Raw genomic sequence first — 23,675 nt, 5'->3', positions numbered from 1 at the left:
AGGTCCCGCTGAAAACCCCGGCACCGGATGAGGCGGTGGTGGAGGTCGTGTATGGGGGGATTTGCGGGTCGGATCTGCATTACTGGCTGCACGGGGCGGCGGGCGAGTCGATCCTGAAGGCGCCGCTGGTCCTCGGGCACGAGATTTCCGGCCGGGTGGTCCGGGCCGCCGCGGACGGGTCCGGGCCGGTGGCGGGGACGCCGGTGGCGGTGCACCCGGCCACCCCGGGCCCGGGTGACGGGACGGTCCGGTACCCGGCGGGCAGGCCGAACCTGTCTCCGGGGTGCACGTACCTGGGGTCCGCGGCGCGGTTCCCGCACACGGACGGGGCGTTCAGCCGGTACGTGACCCTGCCGGTCCGGATGCTCCGGGAACTCCCGGAAGCCCTGGATCTGCGGACGGCGGCTTTGATCGAACCGGCGTCCGTGGCGTGGCACGCGGTTGCCCGGGCCGGGGACGTGGCCGGCAAGACCGCGCTGGTGATCGGGTCCGGCCCGATCGGGGCGCTGGCCGTGGCTGTCCTGAAACGTGCGGGTGCGGCCCGGATCGTGGCGGTGGACATGCATGCCAGGCCGTTGGAGATCGCCGCGGCGGTGGGCGCGGACGAGGTCCTGACCGCCACCGACGGTGAGGCGATCGCCGCGGTGCATGCCGACGTCGTGATCGAGTCCTCCGGGAACCACCACGGCCTGGCCTCCGCGATTCAAGGCGCGGCCCGGGGCGGGACCGTGGTCATGGTCGGGCTGCTGCCCACCGGGGCGCAGCCGGTCCTGATCTCCCTGGCCATCACCCGGGAACTGGACCTGAAAGGTTCGTTCCGGTTCAACGACGAAATCGACGAGGTCATCACCGCCCTCGCCGACGGCACCCTGCACATCGGCCCGGTCATCACCCACGACTACCCCGTGACCGACGCCCTCAACGCGTTCGAAACCGCCCGCGACTCCGCCCAATCCGGCAAAGTCCTCCTCAACTTCGGAGGAACAGGAAACTAAGCCGAGTGCTGGCGTGGTTGCAGCGGAACGAAAACCCTCGGCTGCTCCACCCACACGGGCTCCATTTCGGAGATGGTGCGGCGCATGATCCTGCTCGACGCTTCGCGGGCCTCCGACGCATGGCCGCCAAAGATGGCTTCGGCCACATCCAGGTGCCACTGCAGCGTGAGGTCCCGCGGGCGGTCGGGCATGAGCCCATGCACGGTGCGGCCGGTCAGGGTTTCGGCCACCTGGCCCACAAGGTTGGCGAACATCTCATTGCCGGAGCCGCTGAGCAGCAGGGAATGGAACTGGATGTCCAGCTCCAGGAAGCGCGGCACGTCGCCGGCCTGGCCTGCTTCGCGCATGGCCACGGCCACGTTGAGCAGCTCCTGCCGCAGTTCCTGCGGCGCGTTGACCGCAGCGAGTTCGGCGGCCACGGGTTCGACGGCGGAGCGGAGTTCCGCCAAGGAACGCAGCTGGGCGCCGCGGCCTTCCCCTGCCAGCCGCCACCGGATCACCAGCGGATCGAACGGGTTCCAGCGGTGCGCCGGCAGGACCTTGATGCCAACGCGCTTCGTGGTTTCCACCAGGCCCAGCGACTGCAGCACACGGACAGCTTCCCGAATCACAGACCGGGAGACCTGCAGTTCATCCTCCAGCTGCTCTGCCAGCATCACGTGACCTGGCGGGAGGCTGCCGTCGACGATTCTGGTACCCAGGTGCTCGACGGCACGGTGGTGGAGGCTGGTTGACATAGAGGTAAGCATAATCGGGCCGGGAGGCTTTGTTGTCCCGGACCAAGGGTGTCTGGACGCCGCCGGAGGGGCGCATCATAGACTCTTTATGGAGCGATTTGCGTCCAAGGAGTGGTCACCCGCTTTCGCCCCCGTCCGTGAATATATATGCTTTATTCAGCAGCCTGCTTTCCTGAGGGTGTTCCGCAACGCATGCGGAACCCCCTGCACATACGTCGCACACACTGAATTGGAGTTTCTTGATGTCAGCACAGATCGGTGTCACCGGCCTCGCGGTGATGGGCGCCAACCTGGCCCGCAACCTTGCCCGCAACGGCTTCACGGTTGCCCTGCACAACCGCTCGGTCGGCAAGACTGACGCCCTGCTCGAAAAGCACGGCCACGAGGGCGACTTCGTCCGGACTGAATCCCTTGAAGAACTGGTCAACTCCCTCGAAAAGCCGCGCCGCGTCCTGATCATGGTCAAGGCCGGCAAGCCCGTTGACTCCGTGATCGAGCAGCTCGAACCGCTGCTGGAGGCCGGTGACATCATCATCGACGCCGGCAACTCGCACTACGAGGACACCCGCCGCCGCGAAGCCGCGCTGGCCAAGAAGGACCTCCACTTCGTGGGTGTCGGTGTCTCCGGCGGCGAAGAGGGCGCCCTCAACGGCCCCTCCATCATGCCCGGTGGTTCCAAGGAGTCGTACGACGCCCTGGGCCCGCTCCTTGAGAAGATCTCCGCCAAGGTCGACGGCCAGCCCTGCTGCGCCTGGATCGGCACGGACGGCGCCGGCCACTTCGTCAAGATGGTCCACAACGGTATCGAATACGCCGACATGCAGGTCATCGGCGAGGCCTTCGATCTCCTCCGCTCCGGCGCCGGGATCGAGCCCGCTGAGCAGTCCAAGATCTTCACCGACTGGAACAAGGGCGAGCTGTCCTCGTTCCTGATCGAAATCTCCGCCGAGGTCCTGGGTCACGTGGACGCCAAGACCGGCAAGCCGTTCGTCGACGTCGTGGTGGACGCCGCAGGCCAGAAGGGCACCGGCCGCTGGACCGTTATCTCCGCCCTCGAGCTGGGTTCACCGGTCTCCGGCATCGCGGAGTCCGTGTTCGCCCGCGCTCTGTCCTCCCAGTCCGGGCAGCGCAAGCTCGGCCAGGAACTGCTGGCCGGCGAGGAAATCGCCGTCGAGATCCCGGAAACCTTCGTCGAGGACGTCCGCCAGGCACTGTACGCCTCCAAGCTGGTCTCCTACGCCCAGGGCCTGGACATGCTGACCTCGGCCGCCAAGGAGTACGGCTGGGACCTCAAGCTCGACGAGATCGCCTCCCTGTGGCGCGCCGGCTGCATCATCCGCGCCGAACTGCTCAAGGACATCACCAAGGCCTACGCTGCCGACGAGAAGCCCGCCAACCTGCTGTTCGCCCCGGCCTTCACCAAGGCCATCGCAGAAGCCCTTCCGGCCTGGCGCCGCGTGGTCGCTACCGCTGTCCAGCTGGGCATCCCGGTGCCGGTGTTCTCCTCCTCGCTGGCCTACTACGACGGCCTCCGCCGCGAGCGCGTCGCCGCTGCCCTGATCCAGGGCCAGCGCGACCTCTTCGGTGCCCACACCTACGGCCGCATCGACGCCGAGGGCACGTTCCACACCCTCTGGGGCGAGGACAAGTCCGAGATCGAGGCAGTGGACACCCACTAGCCACACCCGCGGTGTAACACATGAACGGCCGGCCCTCCCGGATAGTCTGGGAGGTGCCGGCCGTTCGTGTGTCCGGCTCCAGCCGTTCTTACGACGACGACGCCGATCCGCCCTGAGCCGAATTACCCCGAGGAGTGCCGAGTGCCACAGCCCGTAGCGATTGTCACCGGAGCCTCCACCGGCATCGGATTCGAGTCGGCCAAGCTGCTCAGCGCCAACGGATTCACCGTCTACGCCGGCGCCAGGCGGGTGGACAGGATGGAACCGCTCAAGGCGCTCGGGATCAAAGTTCGGGCACTGGATGTCACGGACGACGCGTCCATGCAAAGCCTGGTGGCAGCGGTGCTTCAGGAGCAGGGCCGGATCGATGTCCTGGTGAACAACGCCGGCTTCGGCTCCTTCGGTGCCCTGGAGGAGATGGAGTTGGCGGAGGGCCGCAGGCAGTTCGACGTGAATGTCTTTGGCCTGGCGCGGATGACGCAGCTGGTCCTGCCTTCAATGCGTGCAGCAGGGCGGGGCAGGATTATCAACATCTCCTCCATCGGAGGGAAGTTCTATGAGCCGCTGGGCACCTGGTACCACGCCACCAAGTTCGCCGTTGAAGGGCTCAGCGATGCATTGCGGCTGGAACTGAAGCCGCACGGGATCAGGGTGTCCATCATCGAACCCGCCAGCACCGTTACGGAGTGGGGCGGGATTGCGGCCGACGGGCTGCTGGCGAGCTCAGGCGGCGGGCCGTACGCGGCCCAAGCCAGGGACATGGCAGCCGTGCTGGCGTCCACGGAAAGGCCCGCCACGTCCACCCAGCCCGACGTCGTCGCCGGTGCGGTGCTGCTGGCAGCCACGGCGGCCCGTCCCCGGACGCGTTACCCGGTGGGCAGGGGCGCCCGCGCCATCACGGCGCTGCGGCGGCTCCTGCCCGACCGGGTCTACGACCTCGCGGTAACGGCGGTACTGAAACGCATCGCCCGCTGAGGCGGCCGGACCCAAAGGGCACAACCGGAGCCAATGGGCACATCCGGCCCTAAGAACAGGGTCAGATCCGGTATTCGATGTAGTACTCTGCCGGGTCCACGGCGGGCTTGGTCTCGCGCTGAGCATCGCGGTGGCGCCAGCTTGCCGGGATGCCCGTGACGATGGACTCGGGCGGAGCATCCTTGACCACGACGGCGTTCGCCCCGACGGCGCTGTCCCGGCCGATGGTGATGGGGCCCAGGATCTTGGCGCCGGCGCCGATCACGACGCGGTCCTCGATGGTGGGGTGGCGTTTGATCTTGGCGAGCGATCGGCCGCCGAGGGTCACGCCGTGGTAGATCATGACGTCCTCGCCGATCTCGGCCGTTTCGCCGATGACCACACCCATGCCGTGGTCGATGAAAAAGCGGCGTCCGATGGTGGCACCGGGATGGATCTCGATGCCGGTGAGGAAGCGGGTGAGCTGCGAGATGAGCCGGGCCGGGAACCGGGTGGACGGATTCTGCCACAGCTTGTGCGTCAGGCGGTGCGCCCAGATGGCGTGTAGCCCTGAGTACGCGAAAAAGTTCTCAAAAGAACCTCGAGCCGCCGGGTCGTGGGACCGGGCGGCGTCGAGGTCTTCCTTAAGTCTTGCGAAGAAACCCACAAAGATCTTTCTACAGGAAACGGAATGCAGCTGGCTAAGGTCTAGCCGCGGATGTCGTCATAGAGCACGGTGGAGATGTAACGCTCACCGAAGTCGCAGACGACCGCCACGATCAGCTTGCCCGCGTTCTCCGGGCGCTTGGCCAGTTCGAGGGCGCCCCAAACGATGGCGCCGGAGGAGATGCCGCCGAGGATGCCTTCCTTCACGCCCAGCTCGCGGGCCACGGCCACGGAGTCCTCCAGGGTGGCGTCCAGGACCTCGTCGTAGACATTGGTGTCCAGGAGTTCCGGGATGAAGTTGGCGCCAAGGCCCTGGATCTTGTGCGGGCCCGGTGCACCACCGTTGAGGATGGGGGAGTCCTTGGGTTCCACGGCAACGATCTGGACGCCGGGGTTGCGCTCCTTCAGGACCTGGCCGACGCCGGTGATGGTTCCGCCGGTGCCGATGCCGGAGACAAAGATGTCCACCTTGCCGTCGGTGTCTTCCCAGATTTCCTCGGCCGTGGTCTTGCGGTGGATCTCCGGGTTGGCTTCGTTGGCGAACTGCTGGGCCCAGATGGAGTTCTCGGTGTTGGCCACGATTTCCTGGGCCTTCTCCACGGCGCCGCGCATGCCTTCGGAGCCCGGGGTCAGCACAATCTCGGCACCGAAGGCGCGGAGCATGACACGGCGCTCGGTGGACATGGTTTCCGGCATGGTCAGGATGACCTTGTAGCCGCGGGCTGCGCCCACCATGGCCAGGGCGATGCCGGTGTTGCCGGAGGTGCCTTCGACGATGGTTCCGCCGGGCTTCAGTGCGCCGGACTTCTCCGCTGCGTCGATGATGGCGACGCCGATACGGTCCTTGACGCTGTTGGCCGGGTTGTAGAACTCAAGCTTCACCGCAACGGTGGCGTCCAGGCCTTCCGTCAGGCGGTTGAGCTTGACCAGCGGGGTGCCGCCCACCAGCTGTGTTACATCGTCGTAGATCCGTGCCATGTGTACTTGCGCCTATCTCTCAGGAGGGAATACTTTGGTCAGCCTAACGATGGGGTCAGTGCCCCTGCTAAGCATTAAGCCATGCAGAGTAATATTTCCGTGCCTTGGCCAGCTTCGGGTTAATAATGACCTGGCAATACCCCTGCTCCGGGAACTTGGCGTAGTAGTTCTGGTGAATGTTCTCCGCCGGATAGAACACAGGGAGCCGGCTGACCTCGGTCACAATCGGCCGGGACCATAGTGCCTGGTTCCGTTCGATCGCCTCCTCGAAGAGGATCTTTTCCTCGGTGGTCTCATAGAACATTGACGAGCGGTACTGCGTGCCGACGTCGTACCCCTGGCGGTTGCGCGTGGTGGGGTCGTGCAGGGCGAAGAACATGTCGAGGATGACCTCGGCCGGGATGACCTCCTCATCGAAGGTCACGGCAACCACTTCCGCGTGCCCCGTGGTGCCGGAGCAGACGGAATAGTAGTCCGGGTCGCGTTCGTGGCCGCCGGTGTATCCCGAAACCACCGACGTAACGCCCTTCGTTTTCTGGTAGACGGCGTCCAGGCACCAGAAGCAGCCCCCGCCAAGCACAAAAGTTTTCATGTCCTCTTCAATGGTTCGCAGGCGCCGATGATTCCCCGGGCCACTGTAATGATTCCCCCAGCCCACCCTAGAGTCACATGCCGGGCAGAGGCCAGAGGCGACTGTAGGGTAAAAATATGAGTATGGAACCTGTGAACAGTGACGTTGCAGCGGAACCGGAAGGCGCTCCCGACGCCGCGGAGTCACCCGCCGCTGCAACGCTGGGGCAGCTCATGCTGGCCGTGGAGGAGCTCTGGCCGGAGTCACTTGCAGAGGCATGGGACGAGGTGGGGCTCGTGGCCGGCCATCCGTCCGCCGAAGTCACGCGCGTCATGTTTGCCGTGGACCCTACGCTTGAGGTCATCGACGAGGCCATCGAGTGGGGCGCGGAACTGCTCATCACCCATCACCCGCTGCTCCTCAAGGGTGTCACCTCGGTTGCCGCCAACACAGCCAAGGGCCGTGCGGTCCACCGCCTCATCGAGTCCGGCACGGCACTGCTGACGGTCCACACCAACGGCGACTCAGCGGTGGGCGGCGTTTCCGACGTCTTGGCCGACGCCCTGGGCCTGGAGAACGTATCGCCGCTGACCCCGGCGGCCGACGGCCTTCCGGAGGAAGGCATCGGGCGCGTCGGGGACCTCAACGAGTCAATCACCCTGGGGGAGTTTGCTGCACGGGTCTTCGGCATCCTCCCCTCGGTGGCCGGCGGAGTGCGCGTGTCCGGGGACAAGGACGGACTCGTACAGCGGGTTGCCGTGTGCGGCGGGGCAGGGGATTCCCTCTTCGACGCGGTCCGGGCCAGCAACGCAGACCTGTACGTCACCGCAGACCTGCGCCACCACCCGGCATCCGAAGCCAGGGAGGCTGCCGTGAACGGCCGTCCCTACCTCATCGATGTCTCGCACTTCGCCAGCGAATGGCTGTGGCTGCCGGCCGCCGCCGAGGCGCTGGGCAATGTGCTCGCTGACCAGGGCCTCGACGTCGAAGTCCGGGTCAGCACCACCAACAGCGACCCGTGGGACTTCATACTCACTCCCGGCTAAGCCTGGCGCGCGAAGTCCGTCGCAGGGCCCACGCCGGCGAGGGGCCCGCGCCGAGCGCAGCGAGGTTTGGGAGCCGGTGGGGATGCGCAGCGAGGCTGGGGAGCGCGTTAGGCGCTAGAGTCTAGAAGACCCCACAGGGGTGCCGGCCCCGGGCCGGATGGGATCAAGCGGAGGTAAAACGTGGCCAAGGCAGCACCGGCGGAACAATTGAAGTTGCTCGAGCTCCAGGGCCTGGACGCCCGGCTGAAGTCACTCTCCAACCGCCGCCGCAGCCTTGAGGCTGATCCCCGGATCATCGATCTTGAGGCCGCCCTTGGCGTTGCCAACGGGGAACTGGGAGCCGCGAAACTCGCCGTCCACGACGCCGAAGCGGAACTGAAGCGGGCCGAGGCGGATGTGGAGCAGGTGGCAACCCGGATCGAACGGGACGAGGCCAGGCTCAACAGCGGTACCGGCCTGTCCAAGGACCTCGTCGCCCTGCAGAAGGACATTGCCTCGCTCAACAAGCGCCGGTCTGACCTGGAGGACGTTGAACTGGAGGTCCTGGAACGGCTGGACGGCCTGCGCGAACGGCAGGCGGCGCAGCAGACTATCGTGGACGACATCCAGGGCTCGTTCGGCGGGATCCGGGCCGAGCTCGACGCCGCGCTGGCCGAGGTCGCCGCCGAGGAGAATGAGGTGGCCGGCAAGCGGACGGGCTTCGCCGCGGGGCTGGACACCGGAATGCTTGCGGTCTACGAGAAGACGCTGGCCCGCCGCGGAGTGGGCGCGGCGAGGCTCTTCCATGGCACCTCGGAAGGGTCGGGCATGCAGCTGAGCCCCGGCGACCTGGCCGAGATCAAGGCCGCCGCCGAGGACGACATCGTGTTCTGCCCCGACTCCGGCTGCATCCTGGTGCGATCCGCCGAGTGGGTCTGACCCCCACGCCCAACTGACTCGCAGTTGATGTCGTTTTGCGGGCTCAAAACGACATCTATTGCCAGTTAGTTGGGCAGGACGATGTTGAGGGCGTGGGCCTTGCGTGCCGTGCCCGGAACGAGTTCGGCCCGCCACTTCTCGGCCGCCGCTTTCCGCAGCTGCTCCGGCGTCGCCGGGGCCTTGCCCCGCCGCGTCAGCAGGTGCCGGGCCAGCTCGCCACGGGTGTGCTTGGCAAAATGGCTGACCACCTTGCGCACGCCGTTCATGTCCGTGAACACGTTGACCGTCACGGTGTCTGCCGGCGGGGGAGTCCACGCGGCTGCATAGGTGCTGGACCTGCAATCGACCAGGAGCCGGCCGCCGGCAATGTCGCCGAGTGCATCGGTCAGCTGCGGTTTCCAGAATGAGGCAAGGCGTCCGACGTCGGGCAGTGCCGTTGCCATGGACAGCCGGTAGGCGGGCACGGAGTCGGCAAACCGGATGGCGCCCCACAGTGCGGAGATGACCAGCACCGATTCATCCGCCCGGCGCCGCTGGGCCGGCGTCATCGACTTGTAGCCGAGGGCGTCGTACAGCACGCCGGAATACACCTGGTGTGCCGGCGCCGCCGGTTCGGCGTGGAGCCGGGTGTTGCGTTCGACGTCGTCCTTAAGAGAGGCTCCGACGCCCAGCAGGGCGAGGGCGTCCTCGTGCGCACTGACTGTCCCCAGCGCGTCGAGCACCTTGGCCCGGTAGGTGTTCAGCACGGGGAAACTCAACGAAGCCCAGTCCATGGCGTCGCCGCGGACGGGTGGAGTCTTGCCTTCGGACGGGGGGAGCAGAATCAGCACCGTACGATCCTACCGGCCGGGGGCGGGATCAGATGCGGCGCGGATCCGTCGGCGTGGGTGGGTTCAGCCCAGGGAACGGCCCAGGAAGTCCAGCACGTCCGGAAGGATGGAACGCCAGTACAAGGCGTCGTGGCCGCCGGGCCGAAAGCCGCCCTCCACCCGGCCGGGAAGCCCCGAGCGGTACTGGCGTACCGTGGAGGCCAGATCATCCCCGCTGCCGCAGTCGATCCGTTTCGGAATCGCTGCAAGCCTCGGCCGGAGCGCAAAAACGTTATTCGCCCCGAAATCAGCCGGGCCGTCAAAGGTACCCTGCATGCCCTCCTCATAGCTGGACCAGACGGCCGGGCTCATGGCCGCAACGGCGCGAAGTCCGGAGACCCGGCCCCGCGACGCCAGGAGGAGGGCGCCGAACCCTCCCATCGACGTGCCGAAGATGCCGACCTTTCCGAGGTCCAGCCCCTGCTCGCCCAGGAACGGCAGGAACTCCTCTGCCAGCATTGACTGCGTGTCGCTGCCGTCGGCGCGGGCATGCCACCAGGAGTCGCCGCCGTCCACGGCGGCAACCGCAAAGGGCGGCCCGCCGTCGTCCAGGTGACGCTGCAGAGCCCGGTCCGCTGCGAGGTCGCGCAACAGAACCTCGTTGCTGCCGCCGCGCCCGTGCAGGAAGATCGCCACCGGCAGCAGCTGGTTGGCCTGCTCCGGAAGCGGCACCGCCAGGGACCAGTGTGTGATGACAGCGGGACGGAACCGGGAGACAAATCCGCCGGTCCGGGTCGACACCGCGGAAGTCGGCACTGTGGAAGTCGGCACTGTGGATGTCGGCACTGTGGAAGGCTGCACGGATGCCGGGGGAGCGGGCGGGATGGCCGCCGTCGTTGTTCCCGCCGAAGCCGTTGTTCCCGCCGTCGGGCCGGGAACCGGCGGGGGCGGGGCCGTGCAGGCTGACGTCGCGGCAGTCAGTCCGGCAGCGATTCCCGCCAGCTGCAGCATGCGTCGCCGTGGAAAGGACGGCCGCGGAAAGGACGACTGGTCCATTTCCCGATCTTAGCCCCCGGAACCGGCGCGTGTCCGGGGGCCGCTGGAAAGCCCGTAAACTGGACTGCGGATGGGTTGACCAGGCGGCCGCGCGCCACGCAAGTGGCTCGAGGAACGTCCGGGCTCCACAGGGCAGGGTGGTGGGTAACGCCCACTCGGGGTAACCCGCAGGCCAGTGCCACAGAAAACAGACCGCCTGCGTCGCGCCGATTTGAAAGCGGCACGAAGCAGGTAAGGGTGAAACGGCGGTGTAAGAGACCACCAGCTTCCCGGGTGACCGGGAAGGCTAGGTAAACCCCACCCGGAGCAAGGCCAGACAGGACACGTTCGAGGGCTGCCCGCCCGAGTGTCCGGGTAGGCCGCTGGAGGGCGTCGGCAACGGCGTTCGTAGATGGATGGCCGCTACTCCCGTGTTGGCAACGGCGCGGGAGCACAGAACCCGGCGTATCGGTCAACCCATCCACTCACCTGACCGCTCCCCTGCGTCAGGCTGCGTCCTGGCCAGGAACTCCGTGACTGGGACAGTCCGGGTTGGTGGGGCGGGGATGCTGCGGGCTGTACCGCCAGGGTGCACACGTGCATCCGGGTGTGCGGTTGGTTGGGCGTTGCCATGCACTCCCGGCTCCCAGGGCGACCATTTCATACATCGTTTGGCCTTTCTCTCGCAGACGGCTTTTTACGAGTGCATCGCCGTCAGGGCCGCCAGCATATGGCCCCGCGAAGGCCCGCGGATAGTGGTTGCCGGGATTGCGTCGATAACAATGCCGCATCGTGCGCCGGCGTACACAGAGCAGGCCTCACCTCCGGTGTGAGTGATTTCACGGGCTCCCGGGCGTTTCAGGCTCCGGGGCCGCCCTAGAATGGATGGTGAACGTAGAAGTTCTACCGCCGGATCTGCGTTCGCAGCCGGCGGTTTTTCTTTGCACGGTCAACGGCATCCGGGGTAGACCGAAACCCTGCCGGTGCCAGCTTGCCCTGGATAACTTCCAGTGGCTGCCATCCGGTTTACGAGGACGTAGCCGGTTGAACCAAGGAAGGTAGTTCTGTGAGCCAGACGTCAGATTCTTGTCTTGATACGTGGATGGGCCGGGAGGCGCTCGCCGAGGCCATGATTCCGGTTATCGGCCGGCTGTACCGTGAAAACAACGTGGTTACCTCCATCCACGGCCGCAGCCTGATCAACAAGTCCACCATGAACATCCTCAAGGCGCACCGCTTCGCGCGCCGGATGAGCAAGGATGAGCTGCTCCTGGAGGAGACGGCGCCGCTGCTGAACACGCTGGCACAGTTGGACCTGGGTGCCGCTGCCATCGACATCGCCCGCCTGAACCAGAAGTTCAAGTCCGACGGCGGCGACCTGACTTTGGAGGAATTCCTCCGGGCCGAACTGGCCGAGATCGTGGGCAAGCGTGGCGCTGACGACCGCACCAGCACCGACGTCGTGCTTTACGGCTTCGGCCGCATCGGCCGGCTCCTGGCGCGCCTCCTCATCGAAAAGGCCGGCGGCGGCCACGGCCTGCGGCTGCGGGCCATCGTGGTCCGGCGCGGCTCCGACAACGACCTGACCAAGCGGGCCAGCCTGCTGCGCCGCGACTCCGTGCACGGCTCCTTCGAAGGCACCATCAAGGTGGACACCGAGGCCAACACCATCACGGCCAACGGCGTGCAGATCCAGGTCATCTACTCAGACAACCCCGCCACCATCGACTACACCGCCTACGGCATCAACAATGCCCTCGTGGTGGACAACACCGGCCGCTGGCGCGACGCGGAGGGCCTTGGCCAGCACCTGCTGAGCAAGGGGGTGGCCCGTGTCCTGCTGACCGCGCCGGGCAAGGGCGAGCTGAAGAACATCGTGCACGGCATCAACCACCGCGACATCACCGATGCCGACCGGATCGTGACGGCAGCCTCCTGCACCACGAACGCCATCACCCCGGTCCTGAAGGCGCTCAACGACAAGTACGGCGTGATCCACGGCCACGTCGAGACCGTCCACTCGTTCACGAACGACCAGAACCTCATCGACAACTTCCACAAGGGCGACCGCCGCGGCCGCTCCGCCGCGCTGAATATGGTGATCACCGAGACCGGTGCCGCCAAGGCCGTGGCCAAGGCGCTGCCCGAACTGCAGGGAAAGCTCAGCGGCAGCTCCATCCGGGTGCCCACCCCGGACGTCTCCCTCGCCGTCCTGAACCTGAACCTGGAACGCGGCACCACCAAGGACGAGGTCAACAACTACCTGCGCGAGATGTCGCTGCACTCGGACCTGCGCAAGCAGATCGATTACATCGACTCGCCCGAGGTCGTCTCCACCGACTTCGTGGGTTCCCGCCGGGCCGGCATCGTTGACGGCCTCGCCACCATCGCCAACGACAAGAACCTGGTTGTTTACGTCTGGTACGACAACGAGTTCGGCTACAGCTGCCAGGTGGTCCGCGTCATGGAGGAAATGGCGGGTGTCAACCCGCCGGCCTTCCCCGCCAAGGACTCCGAAAAGGACGCCGCCCCGGTCCTGGCCGTGGCAGCCTCGGTCTAACTGAAGCGTTCCGTCAGCCCCGTCGGCACACCTGTGCCGGCGGGGCTGACCCGTTCCCGGGAACTTCCCGGGTAATTCTCTGGAATCAGCCGGAAAACGGGCACAAACTTGTGTCATGGAACAGAACCCGACACTCCAGCATGAAACAACCCTGGAACACGCCCTCGATGTTGCAAAGGCCAATCAGAAGGAAGCTCAACGGCTTCTGGACCAGGCGCGCACCTCACATGCGGCAGGGGAAATCGGCGATGACAGGGTGGCCCAGCTGGAGCGGCTGCTTGATCTCGCCAACACCGATCTTCACCGGGTCATGCGCGAGCAGTAGGTGACCAGCCCTCCACAGGGCACCTGTCCTCCACACTGTGGATACCGGCACAGCGGCGATGGTTTCGCCTAGGCTCCTGGTTGTGTACCCACAACCAGCCCGGGGCTCCCAAGGCCCGGGAACGCCCCGTTGAGCCTCAGTTGGGCTGGCTACCGGCGTGCCCGCCGCCGCTCCCGGCAGGCCTGGGCGGTGCTCGGTGCCGCCGCTGCATCTGCGGTCACCGCCACCGTGTGGTTTTTTACCGCAGGCCAGTTCATCGCGGCCGAGCCTGCCGTGTCGGGACCCAGCGAGGCGCCGGTGTTCGATGCCGCCTGGATGAAGCCCGTGACATCTCCATACCCGGTGCCGCGGGGCGGCGCAGCCGCCGCACTGGAAGCACTGGCCGTGAAAGGCAGGGCATCCGGCAGCGACTATGACCGGTCCGCGTTCGGCCAGGCCTGGCAGGACGCCGACCACAACGGCTGCGACACGCGCAACGACATCCTGCGCCGGGACCTATACGACGTTGCGTTTACCAAGGGATCAAAGTGCAAGGTCGCCGCCGGCACCGTGCATGAGCCATACGTGGGTCTTGTGGTCAGGTTTGTCCGCGGTGCTTCCAGCAAGGACATTCAGATCGACCACGTCGTCGCGCTTGGCGATGCCTGGCAGAAGGGGGCCCAGCAGCTGACGGCGCAGCAGCGGCAAAACCTTGCCAACGATCCGCTCAATCTCATTGCCGCGGACGGTGACGCCAACCAGGAGAAAAGCGCGTCGGACGCCGCCACGTGGCTGCCGAAGAACAAGGCGCTGCGGTGCCACTACGTGGCGCGGCAGATTTCGGTGAAGACAGCGTACGGCCTCTGGGTCACCCAGCCGGAGAAGGACGCCATGGACCGCGTGCTGGATTCGTGCCCGCAGCAGCAGACGGTGGTGCCCCGGTAGGGCCGCAGCGCGGGAAGGCAACGGCCGGGACCGCGCCGGTATCAGTGCCCGAACGGGTCCGGGTCGACGCCCGGCATCCAGGTCAGGCCCGGGATGCCCCAGCCGCTCTTCTTGGCCTGCTTCATCGCCTTGCGAGCATACCTGTCGATGAGGCGGTTGACGTACAGCTTGCCGTCCAGGTGGTCGTATTCGTGCTGGATGATGCGGGCAAACCATCCCGTCGCCTCGAAGTCCACCGGCTTTCCGTGGCCGTCAAAGCCCTGCACCCGGACCCATTCGGCGCGCTTGAGCGGATACTGTTCGCCGGGGAAGGAGAGGCAGCCCTCAACTTCCTCGTCCGGATCCGGCAGTGCCCCGGAGACCTTGGAGAGGGTTAGTACGGGATTGACCACGGCGCCAGCCGGGGGAGCGCCGTCCTCGTTCTCGTACTTGTAGACGAAGATCCGCTTGCCCACACCGATTTGCGGTGCGGCCAGTCCGACGCCGTTTGCCTTGTCGTTGGTTTCGAACATGTCGGCAATCAGCTGGCGAAGCCCGTCGTCGAACTCCTCCACTTCAGCAGCCCGGCGGTGCAGCACCGGCTCACCCCAGATGGTGATGGGCAGAACGGTCATGTCAGGAGGTTCCTTCGGCGCTTTGCCGCCGGCGGGAGCCGGCAGGGGTGAAAACCAACAAAGGCCGTACCGGGTAACCGGTACGGCCTTTGTTGCTGGCCGGCAATAAACTGCCGTCCTCGGTGCGGGTGAGCGACGGGGGTTGAACCCGCGACCTCCTGGACCACAACCAGGCGCTCTGCCAACTGAGCTACGCCCACCATGTGCCCTGCGGACTGTCCGGTTTCCCGGCCTTCCGAAAAGGCAACGACAAATAGCTTACCTGCTGTTGGGGGATGCTTTTGCCACTTTTGGCTGTTTCGGCAAAATTTTCCTCAAACGTGGCGCAGATTACATTCCGGACTGCTGCGCTGTGGGCGGCGTGGCGCTTTCCGGAGCCTGCTGGTCGACGGCAGAGGGCGACGCTGAGATGCGCTGGGAGATCTTCTGGGCCGTGGCGCTGTCCGGTCCCGGGGCGGGCACGAAGACGGCTTCCCGGTAGTACCGGAGTTCGTCGATGGAATCCTTGATGTCCCCGAGGGCGCGGTGGCCGCCGTGCTTGGCTGGCGCCTGGAAGTAGGCGCGCGCATACCAGCGCCGGGACAGTTCCTTGATGGTGCTGACATCGATGATGCGGTAGTGCAGGTGCTCCACCACCGACGGCATGTCCCTGGCAAGGAAGACCCGGTCCGTTCCCACCGAGTTGCCGGCGAGGGGCGCCTTGCGGGGGTCCGGAACCCACTTGCGGATGTAGTCCAGCACCAGGGCCTCGGCTTCGGCCATCGTTTTGCCGGCCGGAAGCTCGTTCAGCAGACCTGACCGGGTGTGCATGTCCCGCACGAAGTCGTTCATCTGCGCGAGGGCGGCGTCGTCCGGCTTGATCACCACGTCCACCCCGTCGCCGAGGATGTTGAGTTCCGAGTCGGTCACCAGGGCCGCGACCTCGATCAGGGCGTCGTTGACGCTGTCGAGGCCGGTCATTTCGCAGTCGATCCAGACGATGCGTTCGTTAGTAATAGGCACCCGTTCAGCCTACCGTTTAGCCGCGTGCAAGCCGCGGAGAGGCGCTCCGATGCTAATATTTCGGGTACGCGGCAACGCCTCATTGCGGCGGCCGCGTCCCCGGCGCCGCCCCAATTGGCCGGCCGCCCAGCTTGGCTGCAGACGGGGCAGTACGCCCAGAAGAGATATGCCTAACAGATAGGCGCAGAAGAGATTGGACGATCCTGAGATGACGGCGCCTGTGCCTGCGATAGGGGAAACGGCCACCGGCACTTCCACGGACCCGGCCCGGCCGGAAGTGGACAACCCCCGCTCACCGATCCTCTCCGGTTTCATCGGTTCCATGTTCCTGCTCATCGGATCGGTCGGCGTCGGCTGGCTGGCGCCGGTTTCGGAGCTGCGGCGGATGCCCCTGTTTATCTGGATGCGCACCGAGGCGTTCGGCGTCGGGCTCTCCATCGTGCTGCTTGCGGTGGGCGGGATGCTGCTGGTCCGGGCCTGGCTCAGGCTTGGCCAGCACGTCCATGTGTGGGGCGGGGATGCCCGCAAGGCCACGCTCCAGGCCATCGCGGCGTGGGGCCTGCCCATGATGTTCACCGTCCCGCTGTTCAGCCGTGACGTCTACGCGTACATTGGCCAGGGCCGCCTGATGGTCGAGGGCTTCAACCCGTACGAGAACGGCATCTCGGCGCTGTCCAACTACTTCCAGCTGGGCGCGGACAAGATGTGGACCGAGGCCCCGGTTCCCTATGGCCAGGTGTTTTTGTGGATCGAGCAGTTCGTGGTCTGGTCCACCAACGTCCACCCCGAAGCCAGCATCATGCTGTTCCGCCTCGCTGCGCTGGCCGGCGTGGTGCTCTGCATCGTCTACGTCCCGAAGCTCGCCGAGCTGCACGGGGTCAATCCGAACCGGGCCCTCTGGCTGACAGCGGCGAACCCGCTGTTCCTGACCAACTTCATCGCCAGCGTCCACAACGATGCGCTGATGATCGGACTGGCCCTCGCAGGCCTGTACTACTGCGCCACACGCCGGGTCATCTTCGGCATCATCCTCGTCACGGCCTCCATCGCGGTGAAGCCGATCACCGTGGTGTTCCTCCCGTTTATCGGGTTGCTTTGGGCCGGCAAGGGGGCCAGCTGGGCCAGGAAGTTTGTGTTCTGGGGCCTGACGGCCGGAATCAGCCTTGCCCTGCTCTACGCCATGAGCCTGGTGAATGGCTTCGGGTTCGGGTGGATCAACGGCCTCTCGGCGCCCGGCAGTGTCTGGATCTGGTACGCCCCCGTCGGGCTGCTCGGCCTGGTGATCGCGTCCATCGCCAACGCATTCAGCCTGGACGGCTGGGGGCTGGCCAAATGGGTTTACGACGCCGGCAAGCTCCTCGCCGTAGGCATCGTCGCCTGGCAGATTTTCCGGGGCGAACACGACCGCCTCATGCGCCGCCTGACACTCGCCTTCGCCGCGGTCGTGGTGCTCGCGCCCATGATCCAGTCCTGGTATGTGGTGTGGCTGATCCCGCTGTTCGCGGTCACGGGCATCCGTGACGACTGGCAGGTCAAGGCCCTCTACTTCATCGTCTCGTTCTTCATGGTCTACGCCATCTCCGACCAGCTGGAAGTCTTCCCCTACCTGCAGACCGACGACCTTGGCCTCGCCCTGGCACTTGCCCGCAATGCTGCCGCCATCATCGCCCTGCTGTTTGCGCTGTACCTGATCTTCCTGGACCGCAGCACCAAGCTGCTGTTCAGCAAGGCGGACCAGCCTGTCACCACACGCCCTGTTATCTGACCGGAAGATTTATCCGACGGGGACGTTTCGCAGGGCCTCCCTGCGCGAGAGTGGGCTGAGGGACGGGCTGTTCCGTGTTACGAACTCCAGGACCCATTCCGGGTCGGTTTTGGCGTACTCACGCAACGCCCACCCGATGGCCTTGCGGATGAAGAATTCCTTGTCGGCCATGTTCGCCTCGATGACGGCGGTGAGCAGCCGGGTGTCCGTCTGGACTTTGGCTCCCAGCTGGGCCGTGATCGATGCCCGCCGGATCCAGAAGTCCCGATCGACACTCCACTGGAGAAGTACGGGTAATTTCCTCCCGGTGGACCTTGAGCAGTGCGCCGATCCGGTGGGCCACCCCGTCCACGTAATCCCACGATGAGCCCGTTCGGATGATTTCCTCATACAGCGGAAGCATCCTCGGGTCTCCCGCCACGCTCCGCAGCCCGGTCAGGTCAATCGCGGCGTACCGTTCCTCCCTGTAGCGGGCTTCACGCCACAGGACAAGAACCGTTGACCGCAGGTCCTCGGCGGTTTCGAAGGGATGGGCAGCGGCCACCGCCTTGGTTGTCCTGCGCACCTCGGGCACACGGACGCCGAGGGATGGCGTTGCGGATTTCATGTAGGCCTGCGCCGCGGCGCCGCGGACGGGGTCCGCCGCCGCCCGCAGTTCGGAACGAATCAACGCCAGCACCGCTTCATTTGCCATGCTGCCAAGATAGCCGGTCCAAGGAAGCCCGGGCCGTGACAGCGGCCGCCGTTGCCGTTGCCGCTGCCGTCCGCAAGGCCGCCGCGGCGGGCGTTGCGCTGAAGGAGCCCGACGGCGTTGCTGCCGCCACCACCGCCGACGCCGGCGCCAAGCCTGCGTTCCTGGGATACGCCCCGGATCTGGCCAGGGTCATCCCACCTTCAGCCGCACAACCGCGCGCCCGGGAACAGCGTCACTGACCACCTCAAACCCGGCGGCCAGGAACAGGCCGAGCGTGCCCTGGTAGAGGTCCGGCGGTCCGGCCTTCGGCCGCTGGGCAGGATCCACCGGATACCCCTCCACGACGGCGGCACCGTTGGCGCGTGCGTGGCCGACGGCGGCGGCCAGCAGTGCTGCTGCCACACCGCTGCGCCGGTGGCCGGGGGCGACGACGAAACAGCTCACCGACCATACGCTCCCGGGGCCGGCGTCGTCGGCGACTGCGGGGCCGGCCGCCCTGAACACCTGGGAACGGAGAATCCGGGGGTAGCACCCGCGCGGTTCCACGGCGCACCAGCCGACGGCGGAGCCGCCGCGGTACGCGAGGACCCCCGGTGCCGGCCCGCCGCCGTCGAACTTGTCCTTCAGCTGTGCCTTGCGGTCAGCGGGCGGCGTCGACGCAAAGCCCGCGCCCGGCAGGGCAAAGAACCGGCACCAGCAGCGTGCGGGTTCACCTCGGACCCCGAACAGCTGCTCGACGGCGGGCCACTCAGCGGCGGCGGTGGTGATGCCGTCCGCTGGTTCCGGTGAAAGTTCTGTCATGCCCGCCTTCCCTCGCCGCGCCGAAACTGTAATGTGGCGGGCCTGTCTTTCCTATGGCCAGGAAGCCGGTTCGCCGGCAGGCTCGGTGCTCCGGCGGAGTGTCACCTCGCCGGTGACGGTGACGGCGGCGGCTTCATGCAGGCCGGAATCCGCGCCGGGAACTGCCAGCCTGCCGATTTCCTCCAGCGGCAGGCGGACGGTGGAGAGGGCCGGCCGGAAGTCACGCAGGGTTTCGATGTCGTCAAAGCCGGCGATGGCAGCGTCCCGGGGAATCCGCAGTCCTCTGGAACGCAGCGCGGCGGCGGCCCCGATTGCCATGACGTCGTTGACGGCGAAGATGCAGAGCCGTGGCTGTCCGGCCGTTCCGGAACCGGCCCCACCGTGTCCGCCATGTTCGCCGATGCGGGCGGCGAGCCCGAGGCCCGCCTCGTAACCTCCGGTGCGGTCGAACCCGGTGTGCAGGACCTCTGCCGGCGGCAGTCCGGCTTCCGCCAGGCCGCGCTGGAAGCCCCGCACCCGGTCGTCCGAGGTCAGGAGGCCCTCCGGGCCGGCGATGATCACAAACTCCCCGGCATGCGATGCGGCCAGTTCCCGGGCGAGTTCGGCGGCGAGCTCCTCGTTGGGAACCTCAACCACGTGATAGCCCTCGTCGGATTCGGCGCCCACAACGGCGTGCCCCACCACGCCCACCATGCCGCCGTTGCGGCAGTAGCGGTCGAGCTCGGCGGCCAGGTCGGCGTTGCCCTGCCTGTCGGCGGTCCGTGCGGACCGCGATCCCGCGATCACTATCGAGTCCGCGCGGCGGGCTGCGAAGGCTGCCACGGCCGCACGCTCGTCTGCGGGGCTGCCCGCCGTGGTGGCGAGCAAAACCATCTTGTTCTGGTGCCGGGCCGCGGCCTGGACGCCGCGGGCGATGGCTGCGAAGTAGGGGTCGGCAATGTCGTGCACAATGAGCCCGATGAGGCCCGAGCTGGACTTCGCGAGGCCCTGGGCCTGGGCGTTGGGGATGTAGCCCAGGGAGTCCGCGGCCTTTCGCACACGTTCCGCGATGTCAGGTCCGGGGGTCCTGGCCGAACCGTTCAGGACGCGGCTGGCGGTAGCAGGGGAGACTCCGGCCAGGCGGGCCACTTCGGTCAGCGTGCTTGCAGCCACAGGCGCAACTCCTCTTCAACAGGCCCCGGCGTCGGGAAACTCGGCTGATGCCCACATTATCGCAGTTGGAGAAAACCCAGGAAAGCGCTTGCCATATCGGCTGCGATTCTGCACTATGGAAGAAGCGGGAATGCGCTTTCCCGAATTGCTGACCACCACCACTGAATGAGGACTCATGGGCTTCGAAACAAAGACGATCCGTATCGCCATGAACGGCATTACCGGCCGGATGGGGTACCGCCAGCACCTGCTGCGCTCCATCCTCCCGATCCGCGACGCCGGCGGTTTCACCCTGGAGGACGGCACCAAGGTCCAGGTGGAGCCGATCCTCGTTGGACGCAACGAAGCGAAAATCCGCGAACTGGCGGAGCTGCACAAGATCTCGGAATGGACCACCGACCTGGACGGTGTGATCAACGACCCCACCGTCAACGTCGTCTTCGACGCCTCCATGACCAGCCTGCGCGCCGCAACCCTGAAGAAGGCCATGCGGGCCGGCAAGCACATCTTCACCGAGAAGCCGACGGCGGAAACCCTGGCGGAGGCCATCGAGCTGGCCCGCATCGGCAAGGAGGCAGGGGTCACCGCCGGCGTCGTGCACGACAAGCTCTACCTGCCTGGCCTGGTCAAGCTGCGCCGCCTCGTGGATGAAGGTTTCTTCGGCCGGATCCTCTCCATCCGCGGCGAATTCGGCTACTGGGTCTTCGAGGGCGACGTCCAGGCGGCCCAGCGCCCGTCCTGGAACTACCGCAAGGAGGACGGCGGCGGAATGACCACGGACATGTTCTGCCACTGGAACTACGTCCTGGAAGGCATCATCGGCAAGGTCAGGAGCGTCAACGCCAAGACCGCCACCCACATCCCCACCCGGTGGGACGAAGCCGGCAAGGAGTACAAGGCAACAGCGGACGACGCCTCCTACGGCATCTTCGAGCTGCAGACACCCGGCGGAGACGACGTCATCGGCCAGATCAACTCCTCCTGGGCCGTCCGGGTCTACCGTGACGAGCTGGTCGAGTTCCAGATCGACGGCACGCACGGTTCCGCCGTCGCCGGCCTGAACAAATGCGTCGCGCAACAGCGTGCCCACACCCCGAAGCCGGTATGGAACCCGGACCTTCCGGTTACCGAATCCTTCCGCAGCCAGTGGCAGGAAGTCCCGGCCAACGCCGAGCTGGACAACGGCTTCAAGCTGCAGTGGGAGGAGTTCCTGCGGGACGCCGTCGCCGGACGCGAACACCGCTTCGGGCTGCTCTCCGCAGCCCGCGGCGTGCAGCTTGCCGAGCTCGGCCTGCAGTCCAGCGACGAACGCCGCACCATCGACATCCCGGAGATCACGCTCTGATGACTTCACTGATCCTTCCCACTTCCGACGGCGGCACCCGCGAGTACCGGCTCGGCTCCGCCACCACCTGGGCCAAACCGGCGGCGCCGCTGACATCGCGCAGGGCCTACGCGGCCGCACATGTCATCCCCGAGGTCACCGCTGACAACACCCCGGGCGCCCCGGCGCGTCTCGACTGGGAGGCCACCCTGGCCTACAGGCATGAGCTGTGGTCCTACGGGCTCGGCGTTGCCGATGCCATGGACACCGCCCAGCGGGGCATGGGCCTGGACTGGGCCGCCACCCAGCAGCTCATCAAGCGCACCGGGGCGGAGGCGGCCTCCGTGGTCGCCGCCGGCGGGACGGCCACGGCCGGCATGACGGTCCGGGACCTAGTGTCCTGCGGCGCCGGCACCGACCAGCTGGACCTCGCCGCGCTGCCCTCCGGCGAAGCCGGGCTGCAGGCTGTGCTGGCCGCCTACCGAGAGCAGGTCGCCGTCGTCAGCGAGGCCGGACCCAAGGTGATCCTCATGGCCTCCAGGGCGCTGGCCCAGGTGGCGTCCGGTCCCGAGGACTACCTGAAGGTCTACACCACGCTGCTGCAGGAGGCTGAGCAGCCCGTCATCCTGCACTGGCTTGGCACTATGTTCGATCCCGCACTGGCCGGTTACTGGGGCTCGGACAGCGTCCCGGCCGCCACGGAGACGTTCCTCTCGCTCATCCGCGAAAACGCGGACAAGGTGGATGGCGTCAAGGTGTCCCTCCTGGATGCTTCGCATGAAGTCGCACTCCGCGCCAGCCTTCCCGTGGGTGTGAGGCTCTACACCGGGGACGACTTCAACTATCCGGAACTGATCGACGGTGACGGCACCCTCCACTCGGATGCCCTGCTGGGAATCTTCGCGGCAATCTATCCGGCAGCGTCCGCGGCGCTGCAGAGTTACGACGCCGGAGATGCCGCCAAAGCGCGCGCCATCCTCGATTCCACCCGGGAACTGGGCAAACACATCTTCAGCGCCCCCACGTTCTACTACAAGACCGGGATCGCGTTCATGTCCTGGCTCAACGGCAAGCAGCCGGGCTTCCAGATGGTTGGCGGCCTGCACTCGGGCCGCTCCGTCGTGCACCTGGCCAGGACCTTCGAACTGGCCGACGAGGCCGGGCTGCTGAAGGACCCAGCCCTCGCAGCGTTCCGGATGTCCGATTTCCTTCGCATCAACGGAGTGGGAGTATGACCTTCAATCCAGAACCGTCCCCCTTTTCACGCCTGTCCCTCAACAGCGCCACCACCAAGAAATGGACGCTTGCCGAGGCTGTTGACGGCTGCGTCCGCGCGGGCATTCCCGCCATCGGCCCCTGGCGCGACATCGTCGCCGAGGCCGGGCTGGACAAGGCGGCGAAGCTGATCAAGGACGCCGGGCTGCGGGTTTCCTCGCTGTGCCGCGGCGGGTTCCTGACGGCCCCGGACGCCGACGGTCAGGCGGCAGCGCTCGCGGACAACCGGGCCGCGGTCCTGGAGGCCGTTGCGCTGGATACTCAGGAACTGTTCCTCGTGGTCGGGGGTCTGGCGCCGGGGGAGAGGGACGTCGTCGCTGCCCGCCGGCGCGTGGCTGACCGGCTCGAGGACCTTGTCCCGTTCGCCGTCGAACATGGTGTCCGCCTGGTGCTGGAACCCCTGCACCCGATGTACGCCGCCGACCGTGCGCTCATTTCCACGCTGGGGCAGGCCCTGGACCTGGCGGCGCCGTACGATGCCCGGGCGGTGGGGGTCGCCGTCGACACCTTCCACGTCTGGTGGGACCCGGAGCTGAAGGCCCAGATCGAGCGTGCCGGCCGGGAGAACCGGATCGCCTCCTACCAGGTGTGCGATTTCAACCTGCCGATCGCGGCCGACGCGCTGCTCTCCCGCGGCATGATGGGCGACGGCGTGATCGACTTTGCCACGATCGGCACCTGGGTGCGGGATGCCGGCTACACCGGCGACATCGAGGTGGAAATCTTCAACCAGGAGATCTGGGACGCCGACGGCAACGACGTCCTGGCCAGGATGAAGGACCGCTACGCGGACCTGGTGCTGCCCTTCGCCTGAACCCGCCATTGTGCCCTTACTTCGCCGCCTTTCCGCA

The 23,675-nt window shown here is 66.6% G+C and carries 24 protein-coding genes, 1 tRNA gene, 1 other RNA gene and 1 pseudogene; 15 read left to right on the top strand and 12 right to left on the bottom strand.

Annotation, left to right across the window (positions count from 1 at the left end; all coding sequences use genetic code 11):
* The coding region (locus ACFQ50_RS13805) for an L-idonate 5-dehydrogenase (protein ID WP_377996105.1) at positions 1-995 on the top strand (995 nt) is incomplete at its 5' end.
* Here ACFQ50_RS13805 and ACFQ50_RS13800 read toward each other — a convergent pair.
* Positions 992-1,732 carry a FadR/GntR family transcriptional regulator gene (locus ACFQ50_RS13800; protein WP_377996104.1) on the bottom strand — a complete coding sequence of 247 codons (741 nt, stop codon included), beginning with the start codon at positions 1,730-1,732 and terminating at the stop codon, positions 992-994. The two genes, ACFQ50_RS13805 and ACFQ50_RS13800, sit on opposite strands and share 4 nt — an antisense overlap.
* 242 nt (positions 1,733-1,974) lie before the next feature.
* Between ACFQ50_RS13800 and gndA the strand changes: the two genes are divergently transcribed.
* Positions 1,975-3,411 (top strand): NADP-dependent phosphogluconate dehydrogenase, encoded by a 1,437-nt coding sequence (gene gndA / locus ACFQ50_RS13795; protein WP_377996103.1) that lies wholly within the window; start codon positions 1,975-1,977, stop codon positions 3,409-3,411.
* Between the two features lie 141 nt (positions 3,412-3,552).
* Positions 3,553-4,386, top strand: a complete 834-nt coding sequence (locus ACFQ50_RS13790) for an oxidoreductase (protein WP_377996102.1) — start codon at positions 3,553-3,555, stop codon at positions 4,384-4,386.
* Between the two features lie 61 nt (positions 4,387-4,447).
* On the opposite strand, the gene epsC is transcribed toward ACFQ50_RS13790, so the two are convergent.
* The 3 genes from epsC to msrA all read right to left on the bottom strand — a co-directional run bounded on the left by epsC (position 4,448) and on the right by msrA (position 6,601).
* Positions 4,448-5,032: a serine O-acetyltransferase EpsC gene (gene epsC, locus ACFQ50_RS13785; protein WP_377996101.1), complete on the bottom strand. Its 585-nt coding sequence runs from the start codon at positions 5,030-5,032 to the stop codon at positions 4,448-4,450.
* Positions 5,033-5,073: 41 nt separating this feature from the next.
* Positions 5,074-6,009, bottom strand: a complete 936-nt coding sequence (gene cysK / locus ACFQ50_RS13780) for a cysteine synthase A (RefSeq protein ID WP_377996100.1) — start codon at positions 6,007-6,009, stop codon at positions 5,074-5,076.
* A gap of 67 nt (positions 6,010-6,076) precedes the next feature.
* Entirely contained in the window at positions 6,077-6,601 is a 525-nt protein-coding gene (gene msrA, locus ACFQ50_RS13775; protein WP_377996099.1) for a peptide-methionine (S)-S-oxide reductase MsrA, read from the bottom strand.
* Between the two features lie 122 nt (positions 6,602-6,723).
* On the opposite strand from msrA, the gene ACFQ50_RS13770 reads away from it, so the two are divergent.
* Both ACFQ50_RS13770 and ACFQ50_RS13765 read left to right on the top strand, forming a co-directional pair.
* The gene (locus ACFQ50_RS13770) at positions 6,724-7,626 is read left to right on the top strand and encodes a Nif3-like dinuclear metal center hexameric protein (RefSeq protein ID WP_377996108.1); all 903 of its coding nucleotides are present in this window, start codon (positions 6,724-6,726) and stop codon (positions 7,624-7,626) included.
* A 180-nt stretch (positions 7,627-7,806) separates the two neighbouring features.
* Positions 7,807-8,544 (top strand): zinc ribbon domain-containing protein, encoded by a 738-nt coding sequence (locus tag ACFQ50_RS13765; protein WP_377996098.1) that lies wholly within the window; start codon positions 7,807-7,809, stop codon positions 8,542-8,544.
* Between the two features lie 65 nt (positions 8,545-8,609).
* Here ACFQ50_RS13765 and ACFQ50_RS13760 read toward each other — a convergent pair whose 3' ends face one another.
* Both ACFQ50_RS13760 and ACFQ50_RS13755 read right to left on the bottom strand, forming a co-directional pair.
* Positions 8,610-9,374 carry a YaaA family protein gene (locus ACFQ50_RS13760; RefSeq protein WP_377996097.1) on the bottom strand — a complete coding sequence of 255 codons (765 nt, stop codon included), beginning with the start codon at positions 9,372-9,374 and terminating at the stop codon, positions 8,610-8,612.
* A gap of 63 nt (positions 9,375-9,437) precedes the next feature.
* A complete protein-coding gene (locus ACFQ50_RS13755) occupies positions 9,438-10,154 on the bottom strand; it encodes an alpha/beta hydrolase (protein WP_377996096.1) in 717 nt (238 codons plus the stop codon).
* Between the two features lie 16 nt (positions 10,155-10,170).
* On the opposite strand from ACFQ50_RS13755, the gene ACFQ50_RS13750 reads away from it, so the two are divergent.
* The 5 genes from ACFQ50_RS13750 (at position 10,171) to ACFQ50_RS13730 (ending at position 14,197) form a co-directional block, all read left to right on the top strand.
* A complete protein-coding gene (locus tag ACFQ50_RS13750; protein WP_377996095.1) occupies positions 10,171-10,422 on the top strand; it encodes a hypothetical protein in 252 nt (83 codons plus the stop codon).
* Between the two features lie 58 nt (positions 10,423-10,480).
* An RNA gene (rnpB, locus tag ACFQ50_RS13745) (RNase P RNA component class A) lies at positions 10,481-10,872 on the top strand.
* Between the two features lie 582 nt (positions 10,873-11,454).
* Positions 11,455-12,948, top strand: coding sequence for a glyceraldehyde-3-phosphate dehydrogenase (locus tag ACFQ50_RS13740; protein WP_377996094.1), 1,494 nt, complete (start codon positions 11,455-11,457; stop codon positions 12,946-12,948).
* A gap of 115 nt (positions 12,949-13,063) precedes the next feature.
* The gene (locus ACFQ50_RS13735) at positions 13,064-13,273 is read left to right on the top strand and encodes a hypothetical protein (RefSeq protein ID WP_377996093.1); all 210 of its coding nucleotides are present in this window, start codon (positions 13,064-13,066) and stop codon (positions 13,271-13,273) included.
* 129 nt (positions 13,274-13,402) lie between these two features.
* The gene (locus ACFQ50_RS13730) at positions 13,403-14,197 is read left to right on the top strand and encodes an HNH endonuclease family protein (protein WP_377996092.1); all 795 of its coding nucleotides are present in this window, start codon (positions 13,403-13,405) and stop codon (positions 14,195-14,197) included.
* A 41-nt stretch (positions 14,198-14,238) separates the two neighbouring features.
* Here ACFQ50_RS13730 and def read toward each other — a convergent pair whose 3' ends face one another.
* The 3 genes from def to orn form a co-directional block, all read right to left on the bottom strand.
* Positions 14,239-14,811: a peptide deformylase gene (gene def, locus ACFQ50_RS13725; RefSeq protein ID WP_377996091.1), complete on the bottom strand. Its 573-nt coding sequence runs from the start codon at positions 14,809-14,811 to the stop codon at positions 14,239-14,241.
* A gap of 127 nt (positions 14,812-14,938) precedes the next feature.
* Positions 14,939-15,011: transfer RNA gene (locus ACFQ50_RS13720), tRNA-His, on the bottom strand.
* Positions 15,012-15,141: 130 nt separating this feature from the next.
* On the bottom strand, positions 15,142-15,771 hold the full coding sequence (orn, locus tag ACFQ50_RS13715; RefSeq protein WP_377996107.1) for an oligoribonuclease: 630 nt from the start codon (positions 15,769-15,771) through the stop codon (positions 15,142-15,144).
* A gap of 250 nt (positions 15,772-16,021) precedes the next feature.
* On the opposite strand from orn, the gene mptB reads away from it, so the two are divergent.
* A complete protein-coding gene (gene mptB / locus ACFQ50_RS13710; protein WP_377996090.1) occupies positions 16,022-17,578 on the top strand; it encodes a polyprenol phosphomannose-dependent alpha 1,6 mannosyltransferase MptB in 1,557 nt (518 codons plus the stop codon).
* A 9-nt stretch (positions 17,579-17,587) separates the two neighbouring features.
* Here mptB and ACFQ50_RS13705 read toward each other — a convergent pair.
* Positions 17,588-18,272: pseudogene (locus ACFQ50_RS13705) on the bottom strand (DNA alkylation repair protein).
* A 35-nt stretch (positions 18,273-18,307) separates the two neighbouring features.
* Between ACFQ50_RS13705 and ACFQ50_RS13700 the strand changes: the two are divergent.
* Complete coding sequence (locus ACFQ50_RS13700; RefSeq protein ID WP_377996089.1) at positions 18,308-18,511, top strand: hypothetical protein; 204 nt, start codon at positions 18,308-18,310, stop codon at positions 18,509-18,511.
* On the opposite strand, the gene ACFQ50_RS13695 is transcribed toward ACFQ50_RS13700, so the two are convergent.
* The gene (locus ACFQ50_RS13695; protein WP_377996088.1) at positions 18,462-19,073 is read right to left on the bottom strand and encodes a GNAT family N-acetyltransferase; all 612 of its coding nucleotides are present in this window, start codon (positions 19,071-19,073) and stop codon (positions 18,462-18,464) included. The two genes, ACFQ50_RS13700 and ACFQ50_RS13695, sit on opposite strands and share 50 nt — an antisense overlap.
* Before the next feature lie 51 nt (positions 19,074-19,124).
* Positions 19,125-20,225 (bottom strand): LacI family DNA-binding transcriptional regulator, encoded by a 1,101-nt coding sequence (locus ACFQ50_RS13690; protein WP_377996087.1) that lies wholly within the window; start codon positions 20,223-20,225, stop codon positions 19,125-19,127.
* 175 nt (positions 20,226-20,400) lie between these two features.
* Between ACFQ50_RS13690 and ACFQ50_RS13685 the strand changes: the two genes are divergently transcribed.
* Genes ACFQ50_RS13685 through ACFQ50_RS13675 form a run of 3 tightly spaced genes read left to right on the top strand, consistent with a single transcriptional unit; the run spans position 20,401 to position 23,638 of the window.
* Complete coding sequence (locus ACFQ50_RS13685; RefSeq protein WP_377996086.1) at positions 20,401-21,570, top strand: Gfo/Idh/MocA family protein; 1,170 nt, start codon at positions 20,401-20,403, stop codon at positions 21,568-21,570.
* Positions 21,570-22,784, top strand: a complete 1,215-nt coding sequence (locus tag ACFQ50_RS13680; RefSeq protein ID WP_377996085.1) for a dihydrodipicolinate synthase family protein — start codon at positions 21,570-21,572, stop codon at positions 22,782-22,784. The genes ACFQ50_RS13685 and ACFQ50_RS13680 overlap by 1 nt, the downstream gene beginning before the upstream one ends.
* Positions 22,781-23,638 carry a sugar phosphate isomerase/epimerase family protein gene (locus ACFQ50_RS13675; RefSeq protein ID WP_377996084.1) on the top strand — a complete coding sequence of 286 codons (858 nt, stop codon included), beginning with the start codon at positions 22,781-22,783 and terminating at the stop codon, positions 23,636-23,638. Before ACFQ50_RS13680 ends, ACFQ50_RS13675 begins: the two co-directional genes overlap by 4 nt.
* Positions 23,639-23,675: the final 37 nt, after the last annotated feature.

It is taken from the genome of Arthrobacter sp. NPDC056493 (genome assembly GCF_042795115.1).
Lineage (GTDB): Bacteria > Actinomycetota > Actinomycetes > Actinomycetales > Micrococcaceae > Arthrobacter.
The sequence above is the reverse complement of the archived record's forward strand: the minus strand, read 5'-3'. Positions and strand labels throughout refer to the sequence as shown.